Raw genomic sequence first — 19,536 nt, forward strand, 5'->3', positions numbered from 1 at the left:
TAGTTATTAGTTATTAGTTATTAGTAATTGGTTGCTTGTTATTCTTTCTACCGTCTACCGTCTACCGTCTACCGTCTACCAGCTAATTAGCATTTCACAGGCGGTGCAGTGGCAATCATCGCCGCAGAGCACGCAAAGATAGTCACTGGCACCACGCTTTTGATTCCAGCGGTCAGGATGCTGTTTTATCAAGCGCCCCCCAGCCTTGGTAAAGTAGCGCACCGCAGCATTATGGGGGCTTTGCTGCCACAGGTGGCTCACGCCAGCTTTGGCGCCCTGAGCTTTAACGGCCGCGATAGACTGTGCTAACAAGTCACCGCCTATGCCTTGGCCTCTGGCTTTTTCTGCCAAGGTGTTGGACTTAAAGTAACAGACTTTATCTGCTTCAACGCCCCAAAGCGCTGGGCTACACCATTCATCTAATGTCCATTGGTTGGCTGCAAGTGTGAGCCTAAAACCTATGATTTCACCTGCTTGCTCGGCAACCAAATGCGCATTAATACCGTCCTTTATCCCTAGCTGGTAATAGTGTTTGAGCGTATCTAAGTCTAGGTAATTGGCACCATGGACTTGCTCACCAAGGGCGATGACGTGGGCAAAGTCGCTGGGGGTTAGGTTTCTTATCATCTTGTTTCACACTTATTTTCTGGGGTCGTTTAGGTTTAATACGATTGGTTCAATTAGCTCAAGGCGGCTTTCTCACTCGGCCACGATGGAATATATCACGATGTTAATCTTTTGTGATATTTAGGCGATACCTAGGTGAGATCCTTTTGTCATTCTTAGTGTTATCCAATGAGTGCTAACAAGCTGATAACCAATATCAACATTAACCGCTGCTTTCTCTGGGCATCAGAACTGGGTTTTAACACTGATTTTAACGCGAGTGTTAGGGCAAACAGAGAGGCGCGACAACAGGAGTTATGTCATGAACTACAACTTAATACGTACCGGATTACTCATCGCAGGTCTTGCCAGTGTGTCTGTGCAAGCCGCTCAAATTGAAGTGAGCTTAGTGAATTTAACTCATGGCAATCATTTTACTCCGGTATTAGTGGCAGCCCATGGCAGTGACAGCCATTTGTTTGAGGTTGGCAAGAGTGCCACTCCAGCGTTGCAAAAAATGGCTGAAGGTGGCGCGATTGCTGATTTAGATGCCGCAGTGATGGGGGCTGGCGGTGTGACGCTGGCGAATCCAGCGGCTGGATTGTTAGCGCCTGGGGCTAACTTTGAAGGTGCTATGCTGGATACCTTAACCCAGACTCATCTTTCTGTTGTGGCTATGATTTTGCCTACAAATGATGCCTTTATCGGCTTAGATGGCTGGAAAATCCCCACAGAAGCGGGCACTTACACTGTTTATTTAAATGCTTATGATGCTGGCACTGAAGCCAATGATGAAATCATCAATGGTGGCGGCATGCCTGGTGTTGCGGGTATTCCAGCGGCGCCCGGCGGTAATGGTGGCGCTAACGGCACTGGAGTCATGGACGGTTCTACCAATGCTAACGTACATATCCACCCAGGGGTTTTGGGCGACACTGATGCAGCAGGCGGAGCGAGCGATCTTGATAGTCGCATTCATCGCTGGTTAAACCCAGTCGCCAAGCTTGTGGTAACGGTAAAGTAGGAGGCTGACATGGAACAATTTAATGTAAAAAATCATCCTACAACACGCCACAGCTTGAAAGCTTTGAGTGTGATACTGCTGGCAGGTTTCACTCTGAGCGCTTGCTCTGATAGCGATAAAGCTGCAGTGGTAGTGACTCCGCCGCCTCCACCGGCTGTGGTGATGCAAAGCTTTAGTGTGACTGTGACTAATTTAACCGCTAATCAGCCATTATCACCGGTTGCTTTGGTGGCCCATGATGCACAAACGGTATTGTGGCAATCTGGGGCTATGGCAAGCGTGGCGCTTGAGAAACTCGCCGAAGGCGGTGATAGCGCAGATATTGATGGCCTAACGGGTGTGAGCCAAGTGGTAAAAGGCACTGGCGCCATTATGCCGGGCATGAGCGAGACCATTACTGTGCGTATGGAGGCGACAGCTGCAGCGAGTTTGAGTCTAGCGACCATGCTAGTTAACACCAATGATGCTTTCACAGGTTTTACTGGCATGACGCTCGCGGACTTAGTGTTACATCAAGCCAGCAGTATGCGCTATCACGCCTATGATGCAGGCACAGAAGCTAATTCAGAAGCAAAAGGCACTATGCCTGGGCCTGCTGATGGCGGCGAAGGGTATAGCAGTGCTCGTGATGATGTCGATTTTGTTCACATTCATCCCGGCGTGATTTCCATGGATGATGGCCTGGCGGGTTCAGTGCTAACCCCAAGTCATAGATTTGATAACCCTGTGGTGGCCATTAGCGTAACCCGCACTGAGTAACCTTACTAATTTAATCCACTAAGTTAATCACCTATAAATTAAGAGATAGGGTTAACTCATCAGGTTAGTAAAAAGTTGCGAAAATGAAACTAATTACTCCTAAGGTAGGTCTTGTCTAAATGACATCCGGTCATTCATCACCAAGACACTGCTTTAGGAGTTTATTATGAGTTACAGCAAACCTTTAGGGGGTGGGACTATTCAGGGAAACGGTCAGCAAAAACCGCACATCCTGCTGGTGGAAGATGAGCAAGATCTCGCTAAGCTTGTGATGCTAAACCTTAAAGCCCTCAATTATGATGTCAGCCATGCCACTACCTTAATGCAAGCCGAAGCGCTTATTAAACAGCAAAAATTTGATCTTATCTTACTGGATCGCATGTTACCCGATGGTGACGGCGTGTTTTTATGCCAGCAGTTACGCCAAGGTGACAATGATTTACCCTTAATGCTGTTAACCGCTAAAGATACCGAAGCCGATATCGTGCTTGGCCTAGAGGCGGGGGCCGATGATTACCTGATTAAGCCTTTTAGCGTGCTTGAACTTAGGGCGCGAGTCAAAGCCTTGTTAAGACGCAGCCAGCCTAAAGAAGAAAAGACTCAAGCGCTGGAATTTAATCGTTTCTCTATCAATGCCAGTACCCGCGAAGTGGTTGCCTTTAATCAAGCTTTACAACTCACGGCAAGGGAGTTTGACTTGCTACTGTTTCTGGCTAAACACCCACAACAAGTATTCAGTAGAATGCAATTGCTCGAAGCGGTTTGGGGCTACAGCCATGACGGCTACGAGCACACGGTTAACAGTCACATTAACCGGCTGCGTAATAAACTCAGTTTTGATGACACCAACCCAGAACTGGTGAAAACAGTTTGGGGTGTTGGCTATAAATTCGCCCCACCAGAGAGTTAATCATTCCCTATGAATCGCTTATTTAATCGTCTTTTCTTGTCGGCAACCTTAGTGGTATTACTGTTAATGTTGGCGCTGTGGCAGTGGCTGCAACTTAATCATGAGCTGAGCCGCAACCAAATTCAGCAGTCGCTGCACTTATCTCTTGCAGAGCATATGGCACATATTAACCCCTTGCTGTCTCAAGGGATCACCTCAGATGCCGCCCTGAAAGAAGCGTTTCACGATTTTATGTTACTGGGGCCAAGTTTTGAGATTTATACCTTGAACTTGGAAGGCAAAGTGGTGGCTTATGATGCCAAAGAAGAGAAGATAAAGACTTCCAGAGTGGATCTCGAGGCCATAGGTAAATTCATTGCTGGCAATCATTTACCCATTTTAGGCACAGATCCTCGCAGTGAAAATGGCCAGAAAATATTTTCAGCCAGCCGTTTGATGACGCCAGAAGGGCTTCACAGTGGTTATTTGTACGTGATTATTGGCGGGGAAGATTATGACAGTTGGCAGGCGTTAATCAGCGCCGAGCACCAGCCGCAAATTTGGGGCGCGACCATAGGCTTTTGGGTGTTATTCTGCCTTATCTTGTTGGTTATTTTACTGCGCTATTTTACTCAACCAGTGCAAAAGCTGGCTAAGGATCTCAGGGAAATGACTCAAAGCGGCTTAGATAATTTAGGCGAGCAAAACCACAGTTTAAGTCTGCCATCAAGGTATACGGCAAGCAGTGAAATTCAGCAGCTAAGTCAGCACATTAACCAGTTGCTTGGTGAGATTAGTCGCCAACAAGCCCACCTTAAGCGCCAGCAACAGGCCAAGCACGATTTTCTACTGCACTTATCCCATGACTTAAAAACGCCGCTAACCTCCTTGCTGGGCTACATAGATACATGGCAATTATTGCCAGAGGATGAACGCAGTCCCGAATTGATTGAATATGCGGCGAATTCTGGCCAAACATTACAACAGCTTCTAGGGCAATTATTGGAACTGGCAGCCCTTGAAAATGGCCAAATTAATGCCAACTTGCAACAGGTTGATCTTAATCAACTGCTAGAGCAAATTGCCCAGACCTTTAATCCTAGGGCGTCACGATTGGGAATTAGCTTAGATTTTACTTTAGATAAGCCGATGACGATTTATACCGATCCACAATTGATGCGCCGAGTGCTCAATAATTTAGTCGACAACGCGCTGCGATATACTCCAGAGCAAGGCAGCATCAGAATTTATACTGAGACCTTGAACCATCAACATTGGTTAGCCGTTGCAGATACGGGCTCTGGGATGCACAAGCATGAGGTTGACGCATTAAAGCAGTTATCTTTAAGTCAGTTTAGCTTTGAGTACAGCCAAGCCCTACCCCAGTTAGGGGTGGGGCTTGCTATCGTTAGGCAGCTACTAGGGTTACTTAAATGCCAAATCAATATCGACAGCACCCCAGGCGAAGGCTGTTGCTTTCACATTCAACTGCAAAATGTGCGGGCCTAATAGTAAACGGCTAATTAACCTTGGCTTAAGAGAACAAATCCATATCCAACAGTTGCTTGCCCATTAGGTGTGTTGGATTAATGCGCTGGACCTGAGTCACTAAAACTAAGCTTATGCCATTGATTAATACCGCTGGCATTTAGGCGCACTGAGGTCACTTTTTTATCTTTTTCAAGATTGATGTGATTAATCTGCTGAGGCCAAATCTCTTGCAGCGTGCTCATGGTGATCCAAATGTCCTGCATCTTATTGGTGATGGGGGTTTCTTGATAAACCCACAGGTATTTACCGTCAAGCTCAGTCCCCACATAACTCAGAGGCAGTGGTTGTTTATCAGCATCTTGCAAAGCAAATTTAGCAATGGCGTAGTAGGCAAAAGCCTCGCGGCTGACGGGATCGCTAATTAAATCGCTGTTTTTATCCAGTAATCGCTTTGCGGCATGCTCAGCATCATGAAGATAAAATCTGTGCTGCACTTCCAGCATTGCAGTGCGGGAATTAAAGCGGACGCTGGTATAGGTTTCTTGTTGCTGGTGGGCCTGCGCATGTGCGCTTTGGCCCAACATGAGTACCAAGGCAAGTGTTAATCTCTGTGCGACTTTAGCTAAAGGATTGGCTGGTATCACTTTTTAAATTCCTTGGTTTCAGGTTCTTCTAATTCGGCTTTAAAATCAAACATTAGATCGCGACTGTCCTTGGCATCATCTTTGTCATCTTTAAAGGCTTCAATGCGTGATTGAATGATACGTCTTGGATAAAAATTGTTTTCTATATCCACATCAGCAGTTTCTTGACTAGGGTCAAGGGCTACGGAGGCTAACACCTTGTCCTTGTCTGTGATGATGAGTTTGCTCACATGGTGCGGCGATTTACGCCAAATTTCAGCGGGGATATTCATCGAAGTCACAGTGCCATCTTCGTAGCTCAACTCAAGCAGCAAAGGCATGACTAAGCCGCCAAGGTTTGAAAACTCCAACACGTAATAGTTTTGGTCTTCTTTTATGGCTCGCTCTAGGGCTTGTCGCTCCCATGGCTCAAGATCTGCCAGCATTTGTTGATAGTCGTTTCGGTCTTGATTGGTTACGGTGAACTTGTCATGCTTATCGTGAAAGTCTTGATTGTCTGAGTGCTTGCCGACCCAAACCTTTTTGCCTTCAGTTTTATTATTTTGGCTAAAATAGGAACTGGGTTTATCTAAATTATCTTGGCGCTGGCGCTTGAAATCAATATCTGGATTTAAGCTGTCTAAACGCAGCTTATAAATTTTATCCAGCGAAATATCCACGTGATCTGTGGTGTAAAACCAGCCATGGAAGAACCAGTCTAAATCCACCCCTGAGGCTTCTTCCATGGTGCGGAAAAAGTCTGCTGGAGTGGGGCGTTTATTTTCCCAGCGCAGGGCATATTCTTTAAAGGCAAAGTCGAACAGTTCACGGCCTAAGATGACTTCTCGTAAGATATTTAACGCCACCGCAGGCTTAGTATAAGCATTAGGGCCAAGCTTAAGCACGCTATCAGATTGAGTCATCACAGGCACTTGTACGTCTGATTTCATATATTCAATAACGTCCCGTGCTTCACGGCCCCAATCTAATTTTGGATCCCATTCTTTGCTGGCCACACCGTCGAGGAAGCTATTTAAGCCTTCATCCATCCAGGTCCATTGGCGCTCATCTGAATTGACTATCATGGGGAAATAATTGTGGCCCACTTCGTGGATCACCACCCCAATCAAAAACTGTTTTTCAGACAAGGTATAAGTACGGGACTCATCTTCAGGATGCCAAATGGTGCGCGGGCCGTTGAAGCTAATCATGGGGTATTCCATGCCGCCAACTGGGCCATTGACGCTGATGGCGGTGGGGTAGGGATAATCGAAGGTGAAGCGCGAATAGACTTCCATGGTATGGATGACAGATTCTGTGGAATAACGCTGCCACAGCTCGCCGCCTTCCTTGGGATAGAAAGACATGGCCATCACGTTCGCTTGAGTGTCACCGCCTTGTTGATAGCCTTTGGCATCCCAAATAAATTTACGTGAGGATGCCCAAGCAAAATCACGCACATTTTTGGCTTTAAAGTGCCAAGTCTTCTGTCCGGTAACTGTGCTTGATTCATTTTTAAGGGCTTCATCTGGGGTGACAATAAACACTGGCTTAGTGGCTTTTTCGGCCTGTTTAAGGCGCTGAGCTTGCTGTTTTGTCATCACAATTTCAGGGTTTTGCAGTTCACCGGTTGAGGCGATGATATGATCTTTAGGTACAGTTAATTTCACATCATAATCACCAAACTCTAAGGTGAATTCACCGCTGCCGAGGAAGGCTTTATTATGCCAAGCCTCATAGTCGGAGTAGGCTGATAAGCGTGGGAACCACTGGGCCATCATAAAGATATCATTGCCATTTTTGCGCTTGTCATCGGGGAAGTGCTCAAAGCCTGAGCGGGCATCAACCGCATCTTCTTCGAGAATATTAAAGCTGTATTCCAACTTAAACTGCATGGTTTCGCCTGCGGCCAAGGGCTTTGGCAGGTCGATGCGCATTTGCTCACCCACGACAGTGTACTTAAGTGCTGTGCCATTTGCGTCGGTTATCTTGCCAAGCTCATAACCCATGGGGGTATCGGCTAAAAACTGTTGGCGGCGTAAGTCATGAATATTAATTTGTGCAGCAACTTCACCCATGCGTGCGCTGTCGGCATCGACGGGATCTATAGTTTGAGTGAGCTCACCTATGGAGTCTGCTTTAAAGCGGTTTTGCTCTAACTGCAGCCACAGATATTTAAGGCGGTAAGGGGAGTTATTGTGGTAAGTCACCTGTTGTTTCGCGCTTAAACGGCGCAAGTTTTCATCAAGGCTCGCCTCAATTTTATAATCCACTTGCTGCTGCCAATAGGCTTTGCCTGGCTCACCTGCTGCATTGCGATAATCATTGGCGGTGGGCAGGTCTTCATCGAGCTGGCGAAACTTATCTTGAAAGCCTCCTTTGGTCTGTAAAATAGGATTTGCCTGGGCGTTAAGCACCAGAACGAACCCTGACAATAGGGCGAGTAGCTGACAAGATAAGCGCATTGAGTGTCCTTGAAGACCTGTGAGTCTCAGATTGTGTCGTCTAGTTTTTAAGCGCTTGATTGTACCGAATGTATTGCGGAATTGCAGTGCCATGATATTAAATAGTGTAACGGGCTGTAACATTAACTAGCAGGCTTGAAATATTTGCATTGGCCGAGCCAGTAACCTTACTTAGTGTAGAGTAAGCTAGCATAGGTCTTTAGCTTGATTAACGCCCTTAGCATTTCCATTGGCCGACCAGATAATGGGCCACATTGAGATTAGATTCTTTAACATCTGTGTTGAGTGTGTGATTATCCAAGCAGACTGTTATTTAATGAGGAACTCCTATGACGCTCTCAACCCATGTGACTTTTACTCTTCCAGGTGCTGCAGATGTCATGAGCTTTAGCACTAGCAATATAGCCCCACCTTTGGCAGGACAAGTGCAAATTAAGGTGCATGCTGCAGGGGTGAATGGCCCAGATATCAAACAGCGTATGGGCGCCTATCCTGCGCCAGAAGGGGCGAGTCCTATTTTGGGGCTAGAGGTTTCTGGCGAGATTTGCGCTATTGGTGAGGGGGTTGTTCAGTGGCAATTGGGCGACAAAGTCTGCGCCTTAGTGCCTGGCGGCGGTTACAGTGAATACGTTAATACGTTTGCGGCGCATTGTTTGCCAATTCCCCAAGGGCTGAATTTCAATCAAGCGGCGGCATTACCGGAAACTCTCTTTACCGTGTGGGGTAATTTGTTTATTCGTGCTGGTCTTAAGGCTGGCGAAACCGTGCTTATCCATGGTGGCTCAGGTGGTATAGGCACCACAGCAATCCAGTTAGCTCATGCTCTAGGGGCGGATGTGATAGTGACAAGCGGCAGTGATGAAAAGTGTCAATATTGCCTAGCGCAAGGAGCGCGAGTGGCGATTAATTATAATCAGCAAGATTTTGTCGAGCCCGTACTCGCTGCAACTCAAGGTAAAGGCGTGAATGTGGTGCTGGACATGGCCGGGGGCGACTTTATTAACCAGAACCTTAAGGCGCTGGCTATGGATGGCCGCATGGTATCGGTTGCAATGCAGCGTGGGGCACAGGCGCAGGTGGATGTATTTCGTATTATGGCTAAGCGCATTACTTGGACAGGCTCTACGCTAAGGCCGCAATCTGTGGCTGCTAAAGCTGAAATTGCTCAGGCGTTATTGAGCACTGTATGGCCTTTAATTGCGATGCAAAAAATTTCGCTTCCCTTGGACAGTGTTTATCCTTTCGAAGAGGTGGTGGCAGCGCACGTGAGAATGGAGTCGGGCCAGCATAAAGGCAAGATAGTATTGAGTTTGGATTAACTTAGCTTATTTTTCTCAATGAATTGTTTTTATAAAAAACTTGAAGCTTAAGGGAATTGGTCTAAATTCCCTTAGTAGCTATTTTTTGCTGGTTAAATTTACCTCGAAGCGTTGGATAAAGACGCGGTCAAATTAAGTTTTTTGATTTAAGGGCAAAATTTCATGGCATTGGGCATTGATTCTCAGAAATTTTCTGTTTAAATACTCAAGTTCAGTTTTTACTGACATTAAGTAGTAAAAAGCGAGGCTTATCTAGCTTATTCAAGCAAGCCATTTTTGGTATATGTGTTGATTTAAGGGCGTTAGCATATATGTATAACACAGCAAAAAAGCAAGTTTGGTTTGGTGAACTCAGAACGTCGAAAGGCAGCACTGTCGTCGTGCATGATAACCAATTACCAGAAGCACCCAAAGGGCGCATCTATCTTTATAACACCGCACGTAATGTTATCGGTGAATACGTTGAAGATATCGTAAAAGTTAATTTACATGATCTTGATGCCGATGGACTTAAAGCAGCTGAAGCCGAATTTGGTGATGCATTTAGGGCAGCTCGTGCTGAGTTTATGGCGAAGAATCAGACCCGTATTGATCTCTCTAAAGTGCCAGATACTGCACCTGTGCGTAAGGCAAAACCTGTACCTGAAGCCGATGATTTACCGGATCTTGACGACACTGATGACGATGATGTTTTCGGTGATGATGACGAAGATTATAACGATGACGACAGTAGTGAATAATATCTAAACCTTAAACTTTATGGTTTTTTGTTTGTTCAGATCCATCAGTGTTGACAAGGTATAACAGTGTATACCTTGTCCACTGCTCGCCACTCCTCTAGCTGCTTTTTTAATTTGCTCACTTAATCGCAGTAAAAAACACTCAATTTCAGCCTAGCAGGCTGAGTTAAACCACATCAAACTGATAGCGGCTGATATGGTGGTAGACTTGTTTTGGCTCCAGCCATGGATCTTGAGCGAGCTCACGCTGATTGGCGGCATCAGGTAGCTGCTGCGGCTCTAAACATACCCCTTGATATTGACCTAAGATTTGCTGTTTACGCCCTAAGGTGCCAGCAAGAAAGTTGCCGCCATAGACTTGCACGCTTGGCTGGTTGGTATACAAGGTGAGGCTACGACCAGAAAGTGGGCTTGAAAGGGTACCAAAGCGTTTAAGTTCGCCTGCTGGATTATCCATTAAAAAGCAGTGATCAAAACCTTGGGTGGTCTTAAGCTCTGGGGCTGTGGTTTGTATTGTTAACTCAGGGCCAGCACTTAAATCCAATACCGTTCTTTTCACTGGTGTTTTTGCTATTGGAATACCGCCGTCATCCATGGTTAGGTAGTGGGTCGCCTTGGCGGTTAAATGGTGATTCAAACTGCTTTGGCTGGCATCTAAATTAAAGTAACTGTGCTGGGTTAGGCTGATTGGGCAGGCTTTATCGACACTGGCGAACATCTCCACATAGAGGTTGTTGCCCACTAAGCGGTAATCTAGTTGTACAGTGCAATTGCCGGGAAAGCCCATGTCACCGTCTGGACTTTTAAGCATTAATCTGACGCCATCGGGTAGAGTGCCTAATTGCCATATTTTACGGTTAAAGCCTTCACTGCCGCCGTGAAGGCAATGCTTGCCATGATTAGTATTGAGCTTAAAAGGCTCACCTTGGTGATTGAACTCAGCATTTGCGATACGGTTGGCATAGCGCCCAGCAATTGCCCCTAAGTGAGCATCTTGGTTGAGGTAATCTGCGGCACTGTCACAACCTAGCACTAGGTTGGCACGCTCGCCTTGCTTATCTGGGGCCCACAAGGAGCGAATAATGCCGCCTAAACTCAATACTTCGATGGCCAAAGTGCCATTGTCGATGCGAATGCGCTCAATTTCTCCGCCTCTTGGGTCTTGCCAAGGGGCTAAAACTGTAAAACGTACCATAACTGAATTATCCATAATGTAAGTATAAGCTTAATTGTCTATTCGACTGGCACCAGCACTGGCTGAGCATAAATAGATTTTGGCCTCTATACCGGTTTGTTTGAAGTAATCTTGTTCGACCAAATTGACCACGGCATCTGTGAGTTCATGATCCACGAATGCCAGTACGCAGCCATCGCTAAACCGCACTCCACCGCGTTCACCCACGAGCTGGTGCAGCATTTTGACTAAGATGTCTACTTCGGGGAATTGCAGCATAAAGTCATCACGCAGGGACAAGTAAGATTGATGCATCAATTGGCTAAATCTGGGGATGTTATTTTGTGCTAGTGCTCGGGCGGTACTTGGAGTGCGCTCGTTTTCGGTTTTGATATGGTTAATCAACTTAGCTTGCTCTGGGCTTAAGCTATTTTTCACTGCTTCGAGCTGCGCTAAGGATAAATGCCGAATTGAATCAGTACCTAATAAAGCATTAATTTGGTCGCATTGACGCTGACGCTGCTGGGTGAGTTCGCCATAGGCGTGCCTGTCTAGCTTAGGGTCGATAACGATAATGTTTAAAGACTCAGGCAAGGTAACGGTTTCGCCTTCGAGATCGGCGCAGTCAATTAGTAAGGCGTTATCAGCCTCTGCTAGGGCGCTGATCATTTGATCCATAATGCCGCATTTTAGCCCCATAAACTGGCTCTCACCACGCTGGGCAAGTTGCGCGATGGCTAAAGGAGATAAATGCAATTGGCTGGCGTAGCTAATGGCGGTGCCGAAGGCGACTTCTAAGGCGGCAGAAGAAGATAAACCTGCACCTAAAGGGACATTGCCGACAATGGCTAAATCCAGTCCTTTTGCTTGCAAGCCTGATTGTGACATGGCCGCAGTTACACCTTTTAAATAATTAACCCAATCATCATCGGTATTAAATGGCTGTTCATTGGCGAAACGCCACTGCTTTATTTGTCCAGGAAAGGCATCACTCACGGCGCGAAATACATCATCATCACGACGTTTAACCGCTATCACAGTGTGAAAATTGATAGCCACCGGCAGTACTAAGCCCTCGTTATAATCGGTATGCTCACCAGATATATTGATGCGGCCGGGGGCTTGATAGAGCGCATCGGCTGTGGTGCCAAAGGTTTGCATAAACAGCTTAGTCGCGCGCTGGGTGGGATTGGGCATGGGCTAAATAATTCCAGCTTAAATAGATGAGAAAAATTAACGATTAACACTTGTTATATCACGACTGGGCTTGAGGTGTAAGCATAGAAATCATCAAAGTCGGATAAAAAAAGTACCTAACCATTTTTGCTATGTGTTAGGCACTTTGTAACCGCGAATATGACTGACTGACACTATTAATATCCATAGTGCAATCAGGTCATATTGGTCTTGAGTTAACAGCTAGCTTTAGGTTCGCTCCCAGGCTTTTCTGCTGTTTGTGGCTCATTACTGTGAGCTGCAGTTTCAAGCAGCTCAGCGATAACATGGTCAACAAAACCCGCACCGGCGGCTTCATAGAGGTTATAAACACTGTCTACGCCGGACTCTCTTAGGGCCTCTGCATCTTCTGCGTACTGCACTATGGCGCTTATCTTACCTTCATAATTGAGGCGTTTAAGTTGCTGCACTGCAAACAAATTACCTACGTGATGGGGCATAGCTAATAGCACTAATTCAAGTTGTGGCGCTTTTTCAAGTTTTTCCCAGAAATCGGTATCGCCAGCATCGCCTTGCACTACGTTTCGTCCAGCGCTACGGTGAAAGTCCACCAGTTCTTGCTTGTGTTCAATACCGAGAATTTCACCGGAATATCTTAAGCGCAGCTCATCAAAAGCACCGCTACCAATACGGCCCATACCTAAGATTAAAAAGCGTGGTTTACCTATGCGAATTTGCCTGTCTTCAGGGTGAAGCGGGTGACGCTCAAGCTTGGTTAAATAGGGCTGAAATTTTTGGTAAAGCTTACTGACATTGGCATTAAAGGGCGCAGCTAACAAGAAGCTTAAGCTTAATGCCACAGCAATAATAATCAACCACTCAGGGGCTAACCAGCCTTTGTGGGCAGCAACGGCGGCGACAATTAAGCCAAACTCACTGTAATTCCCTAAGTTAAACGATGCTAACAAGGAGGTGCGTGAGCGTAATCTAAAGCGGGTGAGTAAATACAAGAACAACATGACTTTAAAGGGCACTAGTGCCACCAAAATCGCCGCCAGACCCACGTCCGCCCAGGTCGGCAAACCATTGAGGCCAATGGTTAAGAAAAATGCCACTAAGAACAATTCTTTAAAGTAGTAAATCGACTTGGCAAGCTCAGAGGCTTTAGCGTGGCCTGCCAATAAAATACCTATGATAAGTGCGCCTAGATCTGGTTTTAGCCCCACAGTTTCAAATAACCAAGCCCCGACGACTAATGCCATTACTAGGCCAAAGAGGACTAGCATTTCGCCATGACCGACCTTATCGAACACTTTATAAATTAATGGCTTAGCAAAAGGCAGTAACAATAGTCCCAATGCCCACACCGAAGGTACCGCGCCCTTGGAAATGGTGAGGAATAATACCGCAAAGATATCCTGCATGATCAAGATACCAATGGCGACGCGGCCATAAAGTGACTGCATGTCACCGCTGTCTTCGAGTGCCTTAACGGCAAATACGGTACTGGAAAAGCTTAACGCAAAAGAGATAAGCAGCAGCTGATTAATGCCAAGGTCGGTGAGTTGCTCTATGCCTAGCACGCCCAACAATTTGAGTATGGGCACAAAAAAGAGCAAGGAGCCAATCACATGCAAGCTAGAGCTGGCCCAAACTTCGGCTTTGAATAAGCTTTTTAGATCCAGTTTAAGGCCGATAGCAAATAGTAATAAGGTGACACCGAGATCGGCTAATTGTTGCAGTAATGGCAGGCTTGCATCTTCAATGCCAAACATAAAGAGCACGAAGCCAGCACCGAGATAACCGATCAGAGGGGGGAGACCAATTCGACTCACTAACATACCGCATAACAAGGTAATAATCAGAATTGCAGGTTCCATACCGCTCCTAAGTTGAAGAGTTTATGACCTGTATTGTATAAGAAAAAAATGAAGTTTGAATTAAAATTAGTGAACTAAATAAAATAATGGCAGTTTAAATAAATAAACTGCCATTATTTCAATTGATTGAATTTTTTAAAAATTATTTGTTTAAGAGTAAATCTAGCTGCTTAACGAACTCTTTTGGGCCTAAAAAGCCTGTTACCCGTAAATCTTCACGCTGTTGGCCATTTTTATCAAACATCAATAAAGTCGGTAAACCTAGAACGTCATAATGTTCTAGCAGCTCAACATCGATATCATCGCTTTTTGTCACATCCGCCTGCAATAATACCATCTGTTGAAAGCGCAACTCGACTTCACTGTCTGTAAAGGTGATGGCTTCAAATTCTTTACAGGCCACGCACCAGTCAGCATACAGATCTAACAGGGCCGTTTGGTTATTGGCACTGGCTTTAGCAAGTTCACGATTAAGATCATCAAGGGATTTAATCTTAATAAATTCAACATGCTTAGCTTGAGAATTAAGCTTATCCGCAGCATTTTGAGAGTCAGCTTGCTTAACAAGGCTTGGGGTGTTGAATCCAAAATGCCCCATAACAGCTTGAAACCCATAGGAGAAACTGGCCATCAAGGCTAAAATTAGCACGACACTTCGGGCCGTTTGTTTCCAGTTAAATTCACTGAGCTTGTTTTGGTGCATCAGGTAAGCCACCAACGCAAGCGCCCACACAGACCAAAGCACATCGGATACCACGCCAACCCAAATACGGCTTAGCATCACAATCGATACCGCAATTAATAGGAAGCCGAACACTGTCTTGATGATGTCCATCCAAGCTCCAGCTCTTGGCAGTATCTTACCGCCCGATGTACCTATGATAAGCAGAGGTACGCCCATGCCCATACTCAGCACGTATAAAGCGAGGAAGCCTTGCAGTAAATCGCCGCTTTGAGCCACATAAATCAGCGCACCAGATAAAGGCGCAGTGGTGCAAGGGGAGGCTACCAGACCGGACAATACGCCCATCAAGAACACCCCAATCAGATTGCCACCTTTTTGATTGTTGGACAGTGAGTTCATCTTTTCTTGCCATTTAGCTGGCAGCTTTAAATCGTACAGCCCGAACATGGATAAGCTTAATACCGCAAATAAGATGGCCAGCACAATAAGAATGGCTGGGTGTTGCAGCATAGCTTGATATTTAAGCCCAGCAGATGCCACCACTAACCCAAGTAAAGAGTAAGTGATTGCCATGCCTTGGACGTAAGCCATGGACAAGGTAAAGGCTTTGGCGGTGGATAATTTAGGCCCTTGGCCGACAATAATGCCGGACAAAATAGGGTACATGGGGAATACGCAAGGGGTCAGTGCTAGCCCTATGCCCAAACCGAAGAAGATGACTAGGGTCCATAATAGGCTGTCACCAGCGAGCATTTGGCTTAGGCTATCTTGAGTCGATACATGGACAGGCTCACTTTTAGTGGCTTCACCTATGATGGCCTTGTCAGCGCGACTTAATGAGGTGTCAGCTGCCAAAGCCGAGGCCACTAAAGGGACAATTCGTTTAGTCGGTGGATAACATAGTTTACCTTCAGCGCAGCCCATAAAGGTCACTGATAGGCTGGCATTGTCTGTAATTTGCTGTAAATCCAATGGGAATTCGATAAAGCTGTAATAGACTTCTTGCTCGCCAAAGTAGTCATCTAGGTGCATTTTACCCCGGGGTAATACCACCTCAGTAAGCTTGGCACCTTCGACACTAAAGCTCAGTTTGTCGCGGTACATGTAATAGCCGTCGGCAACAACCCAGCTAATTTTTAGCTGGTTACCTTGCTGCTGATAGTCGAATGAAAAGGCCTCGTCGACAGGCAGCAGTTCAGGTTCGCTAGATAAGAAAGAAAAGCTTTTGCTCTGACTCAAGCCATCGCTGTGAGCTATGGGTGACAGCAAAATAAGGCTAGTTAATAGCAGGGAAAGTATTTTGTTCATGATTGGAAGGTTTCTTCTATCCATTGTAAATAAGTGGTCAAGCCCTGTTCTATGGGCAAGGCGATGATCTCGGGTACTTGGTAGCTATGCTGTTCCATAATAAGCTGTTCAATGGCGTGATAATGCACCGCAAGGCACTTTATTTGTAACGGCACTTCAACCGACTGGCACACGGCGCCTTGCCAGGCATAATAAGACTCTACACTTTGACCCAGCTGAACACAGGCGGCGAGGCCAGTTTCAATCAAACGTTTGGCGATGGCATCCGCCATGGCTTTATCGGGACAAGTGGTTAACACCATTAAGGCTGTGGTCGGCATAGCAGGCTCATTTTATGAATATTAATGTTTTAGGGCTTATGCTTTAGGCTGCTCAAGCTTGTGGGCAAACTTTACTCTTTTTTAGCGCCGCTTGCACAGGCAAAAACCGATAAAGACGACAAGGTTAACAATAGTTAACCTTTAATAACCCTTGGTTGGGATAACTATTGGCCGTATTCACTTGAAATAAGACCTCATCACCCCCATTTTACTTTCATACTCAGATAACATTGTTAATGTGCTAGCCCAAGCTAACCAAGGGCAGTGTTAGCCACAACCGAGACCGCTTATGTTTATTATTCTATTTCTATTGTTTGTATTGATCCCCGTTATTGAATTATCCGTGCTCATTGAAGTTGGTGATGCTATAGGTGCATTGAGCACAGTGGCGTTGGTGTTCTTGACGGCTATCGTCGGGGTGTCATTAGTGCGCAGCCAAGGGCTAAGCACCATGATGCAAGTGCAGCAGAAACTTGCTCGCGGTGAAGCTCCGGGCAAAGAAATTGTTGAAGGCATGATGTTAGCAGCTGCTGGTGTATTGCTGTTAATTCCAGGTTTTGTGACTGATTTTATCGGGCTACTACTGTTAACACCTCTCACTCGCTCACCCATAGCTGGATTTTTGTTTAAGCGCATGCAGCTTAAGGTGAAAACCCGTGGTGCAGGTTTTGGGGCGCATTTTGGTGGTCAACAGGGCCCAGGTGCGGGACGCTCACCTTTCGATGCTGGCAATGTGTTCGACGCCGATTTTGAACGTAAAGATGAACCGACGCCGCGCAGTCACCACATTGAAACCAATGTGGCCGACCCAAGCCGTGCTGAGAAAGACATCACTCCAGAGAGTGACGGCTCTAGGGATGAGCAAACAAAGACTGATGAGGTTCAGGACAGTAAGCCAAAGGCACCGAAACAATAAGCAGCATTGGCTTTGAAGCTTGTCTTTTTATGAATGGATACTTAAGAAGCTTAATAAAGAGCGAGCCGTATGGTATAGAGTACAAAGCCAACAGGTTCGCTCTACTCGTGACGACGCGAGTACCTCCCTGTAGTCTCGAACGCCGCGTCCATGCGGCACACGCACTCGATTAATCTAACCTATGGGCTTTTAATGAGCTTTCAAGCCGCCTATCCGACTTAAGAGTTAGGGCGGCGCAGTGATAGGGGACTATCGCTGATCCTAATCGCTATTCACTGTTTTATCTGCCTGCGTGCCTAACCAATAGGCGTGTATGATACTCAGCAGCCAATTGACAACAAACACCCAAGTGAGCAAGCTCATGGTGCCCATGGCCTCTGCGGGAATTGCGCTGACTTCGGCGTAAATACTGACTAAGTCATTGGCTATTTCACCATTGAGAATTTTTGCAGCAATGGCTTGAGCCCGCTCCATCACTTCTAGGATTAAATATCCCAAACAGATAACGCTCACTAGCATAAAGCCGCCGCCAACTAGGCGCTGCTTGAGCCACCACTGACCACTTCCTGGGCAAATAAAGGCCGATAGTAACGCGGCTTTGATGGCATTATTCATAAATTGCTCTATTGATAAGCATTCGATTAATAAGCATGCTACTCATAAGTATTCAGTCGCTCAAGAGGTTGTAAGCGTGAACTTGTGGGCTCAGATATTTTGGTGGCGAGTATATAACAGGCAAGCCCCATTAAGGTATTGGTGATGGGTAGCGCTAATAATAGTCCTTTTACCCCGCCAAGGTATGAGCCTAACGCAGCTAAAGGCAGCATGATAAGCACTAAGCGGCACAGGTTAATGACCAAAGAACTCATGGGCCTATGGTAAGCGTTAAGGCTGGTGGCCACTATGATGACTATCCCCAAAGGCCCATAGGCCAGCGGCAACACTAAAATGTAGAAGCTAAGCCATTCGATGACTTGAGCGTCTTGACTGAAAAGCCTTGCAATATCAGCGGCGAAAAAGTACAGCGGAATGTAAATAATAAACTGAAAAATAACAATAAATCTAAGGCTTAATAGCAGCGCCTCTTTGGCGCGTTTTGGATTCCCCGCGCCTAAATTTTGCGCAATAAACGGCATTAAACTTGAGGACAGTGCCATCACGACGATGAGTAATAAAGATTCTAAGCGAATACCGGCGCCAAAGGCCGCCACCGCCTCATGGTTCAACCTTGCCAGCATGGCCATCAGTATGCCATTGGCCACAGGGTTGATTAGGTTCATTAACGCCGCAGGCTGAGCAATATGGGCCAGTTGCTGCCAGTGCGCGCGCATCCGCTGGACATTAATCACACTTATTTGTACCAGCTTTCTTTTCACTACTAACAAGTAACCCGACAGCGAACAGGCAATTAACCAAGAGAGCAGACTGGCAATGGCCGCGCCTTGGATTTCAAGTCGTGGCAAGGGCCCAAGGCCAAAGATAAGCAGTGGATCTAATAGTAGATTCACCAGCGCCGCGAGCATCATGATCATCGCTGGGGATTTGGTGTCTCCGGTGGCTCTTAAACCCTGATTCCCCACCATTAATAGCACCAGTAGCGGGCAGCCTAGATACCAAAACAGCATGTATTGTTCAATTAAGCTGATGATGGCAGCATTAGCCCCTAACAGGCCAAATAATGGCGTAATTAGCAGGCTTGCCACTAATGCCAGTAAACTGGTTAGCAATAGCGTCAGGCTTAGGGCATCGAACAGAAAGACTTTAGCTTTGGGGGCATGACCTGAGCCAATTAAGCGCCCAAGCTGAGTGGAGACTCCAGCGCCAATGCCGATGGCAATGCTGGTGACCACTAAAGTGACCGGGAAGGTGAAACTGATAGCGGCTAAAGATTGTGTGCCTAACTGACTGATAAAAAAGGTATCCACTAGGCTAAAGCCGAGCACAGTTAAAATCCCCACTAGGTTAGGAAGACTCATATTAAGCAGTACGCCGCCAATGGGCGCTGTGAGCAAGCCATGCTTATCTTTCATTGGTCTACTTTCAACTATCAGGGGTTATCTTTTAAGGAAGCCGAATTCTATCAGGAAGCAGGCCGCTTTAAAGAAAACCTCTTAAAAAAAGTGTAATTTTTTTTACCTAAGGCCTTGGAAGTTCGGTTAAC

17 protein-coding genes are annotated in these 19,536 nt (G+C 46.2%); 7 read left to right on the forward strand and 10 right to left on the reverse strand.

Annotated features, from left to right (window positions below; genetic code table 11):
- Positions 1–75: 75 nt before the first annotated feature.
- Positions 76–627 (reverse strand): GNAT family N-acetyltransferase, encoded by a 552-nt coding sequence (locus H5073_RS15840; protein WP_182680541.1) that lies wholly within the window; start codon positions 625–627, stop codon positions 76–78.
- 301 nt (positions 628–928) lie between these two features.
- On the opposite strand from H5073_RS15840, the gene H5073_RS15845 reads away from it, so the two are divergent.
- From H5073_RS15845 to H5073_RS15860, 4 genes are all read left to right on the forward strand, one after another.
- Positions 929–1,630 (forward strand): spondin domain-containing protein, encoded by a 702-nt coding sequence (locus H5073_RS15845; RefSeq protein ID WP_182680542.1) that lies wholly within the window; start codon positions 929–931, stop codon positions 1,628–1,630.
- Positions 1,631–1,639: 9 nt separating this feature from the next.
- Positions 1,640–2,389, forward strand: a complete 750-nt coding sequence (locus tag H5073_RS15850) for a spondin domain-containing protein (protein ID WP_182680543.1) — start codon at positions 1,640–1,642, stop codon at positions 2,387–2,389.
- 166 nt (positions 2,390–2,555) lie between these two features.
- Entirely contained in the window at positions 2,556–3,299 is a 744-nt protein-coding gene (locus H5073_RS15855; RefSeq protein ID WP_182680544.1) for a response regulator transcription factor, read from the forward strand.
- 9 nt (positions 3,300–3,308) lie between these two features.
- A complete protein-coding gene (locus tag H5073_RS15860; RefSeq protein ID WP_182680545.1) occupies positions 3,309–4,787 on the forward strand; it encodes a sensor histidine kinase KdpD in 1,479 nt (492 codons plus the stop codon).
- Positions 4,788–4,864: 77 nt separating this feature from the next.
- Here the strand turns inward: H5073_RS15860 and H5073_RS15865 are convergent, their stop codons facing one another.
- Positions 4,865–5,413 carry a DUF6702 family protein gene (locus H5073_RS15865; RefSeq protein WP_182680546.1) on the reverse strand — a complete coding sequence of 183 codons (549 nt, stop codon included), beginning with the start codon at positions 5,411–5,413 and terminating at the stop codon, positions 4,865–4,867.
- Positions 5,410–7,857, reverse strand: a complete 2,448-nt coding sequence (locus H5073_RS15870; RefSeq protein WP_182680547.1) for a M1 family metallopeptidase — start codon at positions 7,855–7,857, stop codon at positions 5,410–5,412. The genes H5073_RS15865 and H5073_RS15870 overlap by 4 nt, the downstream gene beginning before the upstream one ends.
- A gap of 329 nt (positions 7,858–8,186) precedes the next feature.
- On the opposite strand from H5073_RS15870, the gene H5073_RS15875 reads away from it, so the two are divergent.
- A complete protein-coding gene (locus H5073_RS15875; protein ID WP_182680548.1) occupies positions 8,187–9,176 on the forward strand; it encodes an NAD(P)H-quinone oxidoreductase in 990 nt (329 codons plus the stop codon).
- Between the two features lie 311 nt (positions 9,177–9,487).
- On the forward strand, positions 9,488–9,916 hold the full coding sequence (locus tag H5073_RS15880; RefSeq protein WP_182680549.1) for a hypothetical protein: 429 nt from the start codon (positions 9,488–9,490) through the stop codon (positions 9,914–9,916).
- Between the two features lie 166 nt (positions 9,917–10,082).
- Here the strand turns inward: H5073_RS15880 and H5073_RS15885 are convergent, their stop codons facing one another.
- From H5073_RS15885 to cutA, 5 genes are all read right to left on the reverse strand, one after another.
- A complete protein-coding gene (locus tag H5073_RS15885) occupies positions 10,083–11,111 on the reverse strand; it encodes an aldose epimerase family protein (RefSeq protein WP_182680550.1) in 1,029 nt (342 codons plus the stop codon).
- A 30-nt stretch (positions 11,112–11,141) separates the two neighbouring features.
- Entirely contained in the window at positions 11,142–12,287 is a 1,146-nt protein-coding gene (gene galK, locus H5073_RS15890) for a galactokinase (protein ID WP_182680551.1), read from the reverse strand.
- Between the two features lie 215 nt (positions 12,288–12,502).
- On the reverse strand, positions 12,503–14,146 hold the full coding sequence (locus tag H5073_RS15895; RefSeq protein ID WP_259394924.1) for a cation:proton antiporter family protein: 1,644 nt from the start codon (positions 14,144–14,146) through the stop codon (positions 12,503–12,505).
- Between the two features lie 142 nt (positions 14,147–14,288).
- Complete coding sequence (locus tag H5073_RS15900) at positions 14,289–16,139, reverse strand: protein-disulfide reductase DsbD (RefSeq protein ID WP_182680552.1); 1,851 nt, start codon at positions 16,137–16,139, stop codon at positions 14,289–14,291.
- Positions 16,136–16,459 carry a divalent-cation tolerance protein CutA gene (cutA, locus tag H5073_RS15905; RefSeq protein ID WP_182680553.1) on the reverse strand — a complete coding sequence of 108 codons (324 nt, stop codon included), beginning with the start codon at positions 16,457–16,459 and terminating at the stop codon, positions 16,136–16,138. Before cutA ends, H5073_RS15900 begins: the two co-directional genes overlap by 4 nt.
- Before the next feature lie 289 nt (positions 16,460–16,748).
- Here cutA and H5073_RS15910 point away from each other — a divergent pair, with 289 nt between their 5' ends.
- The gene (locus H5073_RS15910) at positions 16,749–17,375 is read left to right on the forward strand and encodes an FxsA family protein (RefSeq protein ID WP_182680554.1); all 627 of its coding nucleotides are present in this window, start codon (positions 16,749–16,751) and stop codon (positions 17,373–17,375) included.
- A 261-nt stretch (positions 17,376–17,636) separates the two neighbouring features.
- On the opposite strand, the gene H5073_RS15915 is transcribed toward H5073_RS15910, so the two are convergent.
- Positions 17,637–17,990, reverse strand: a complete 354-nt coding sequence (locus tag H5073_RS15915) for a hypothetical protein (RefSeq protein ID WP_182680555.1) — start codon at positions 17,988–17,990, stop codon at positions 17,637–17,639.
- A 38-nt stretch (positions 17,991–18,028) separates the two neighbouring features.
- Positions 18,029–19,405, reverse strand: coding sequence for an MATE family efflux transporter (locus tag H5073_RS15920; RefSeq protein ID WP_182680556.1), 1,377 nt, complete (start codon positions 19,403–19,405; stop codon positions 18,029–18,031).
- Between the last annotated feature and the right edge of the window lie 131 nt (positions 19,406–19,536).

It is taken from the genome of Shewanella sp. SR44-3, from assembly GCF_014163735.1.
Taxonomy (GTDB): Bacteria; Pseudomonadota; Gammaproteobacteria; order Enterobacterales; family Shewanellaceae; genus Shewanella.

Excerpts from the sequence above, each read along its gene's own strand:
- cutA (WP_182680553.1), bottom strand. The coding sequence starts at position 16,459 with ATGCCGACCACAGCCTTAATGGTGTTAACCACTTGTCCCGATAAAGCC.
- H5073_RS15880 (WP_182680549.1), top strand. The coding sequence starts at position 9,488 with ATGTATAACACAGCAAAAAAGCAAGTTTGGTTTGGTGAACTCAGAACG.
- H5073_RS15845 (WP_182680542.1), top strand. The coding sequence starts at position 929 with ATGAACTACAACTTAATACGTACCGGATTACTCATCGCAGGTCTTGCC.
- H5073_RS15900 (WP_182680552.1), bottom strand. The coding sequence starts at position 16,139 with ATGAACAAAATACTTTCCCTGCTATTAACTAGCCTTATTTTGCTGTCA.
- H5073_RS15920 (WP_182680556.1), bottom strand. The coding sequence starts at position 19,405 with ATGAAAGATAAGCATGGCTTGCTCACAGCGCCCATTGGCGGCGTACTG.
- H5073_RS15860 (WP_182680545.1), top strand. The coding sequence starts at position 3,309 with ATGAATCGCTTATTTAATCGTCTTTTCTTGTCGGCAACCTTAGTGGTA.
- H5073_RS15850 (WP_182680543.1), top strand. The coding sequence starts at position 1,640 with ATGGAACAATTTAATGTAAAAAATCATCCTACAACACGCCACAGCTTG.
- H5073_RS15915 (WP_182680555.1), bottom strand. The coding sequence starts at position 17,990 with ATGAATAATGCCATCAAAGCCGCGTTACTATCGGCCTTTATTTGCCCA.
- H5073_RS15885 (WP_182680550.1), bottom strand. The coding sequence starts at position 11,111 with ATGGTACGTTTTACAGTTTTAGCCCCTTGGCAAGACCCAAGAGGCGGA.
- H5073_RS15895 (WP_259394924.1), bottom strand. The coding sequence starts at position 14,146 with ATGGAACCTGCAATTCTGATTATTACCTTGTTATGCGGTATGTTAGTG.
- H5073_RS15875 (WP_182680548.1), top strand. The coding sequence starts at position 8,187 with ATGACGCTCTCAACCCATGTGACTTTTACTCTTCCAGGTGCTGCAGAT.
- H5073_RS15910 (WP_182680554.1), top strand. The coding sequence starts at position 16,749 with ATGTTTATTATTCTATTTCTATTGTTTGTATTGATCCCCGTTATTGAA.
- galK (WP_182680551.1), bottom strand. The coding sequence starts at position 12,287 with ATGCCCAATCCCACCCAGCGCGCGACTAAGCTGTTTATGCAAACCTTT.
- H5073_RS15840 (WP_182680541.1), bottom strand. The coding sequence starts at position 627 with ATGATAAGAAACCTAACCCCCAGCGACTTTGCCCACGTCATCGCCCTT.
- H5073_RS15870 (WP_182680547.1), bottom strand. The coding sequence starts at position 7,857 with ATGCGCTTATCTTGTCAGCTACTCGCCCTATTGTCAGGGTTCGTTCTG.
- H5073_RS15855 (WP_182680544.1), top strand. The coding sequence starts at position 2,556 with ATGAGTTACAGCAAACCTTTAGGGGGTGGGACTATTCAGGGAAACGGT.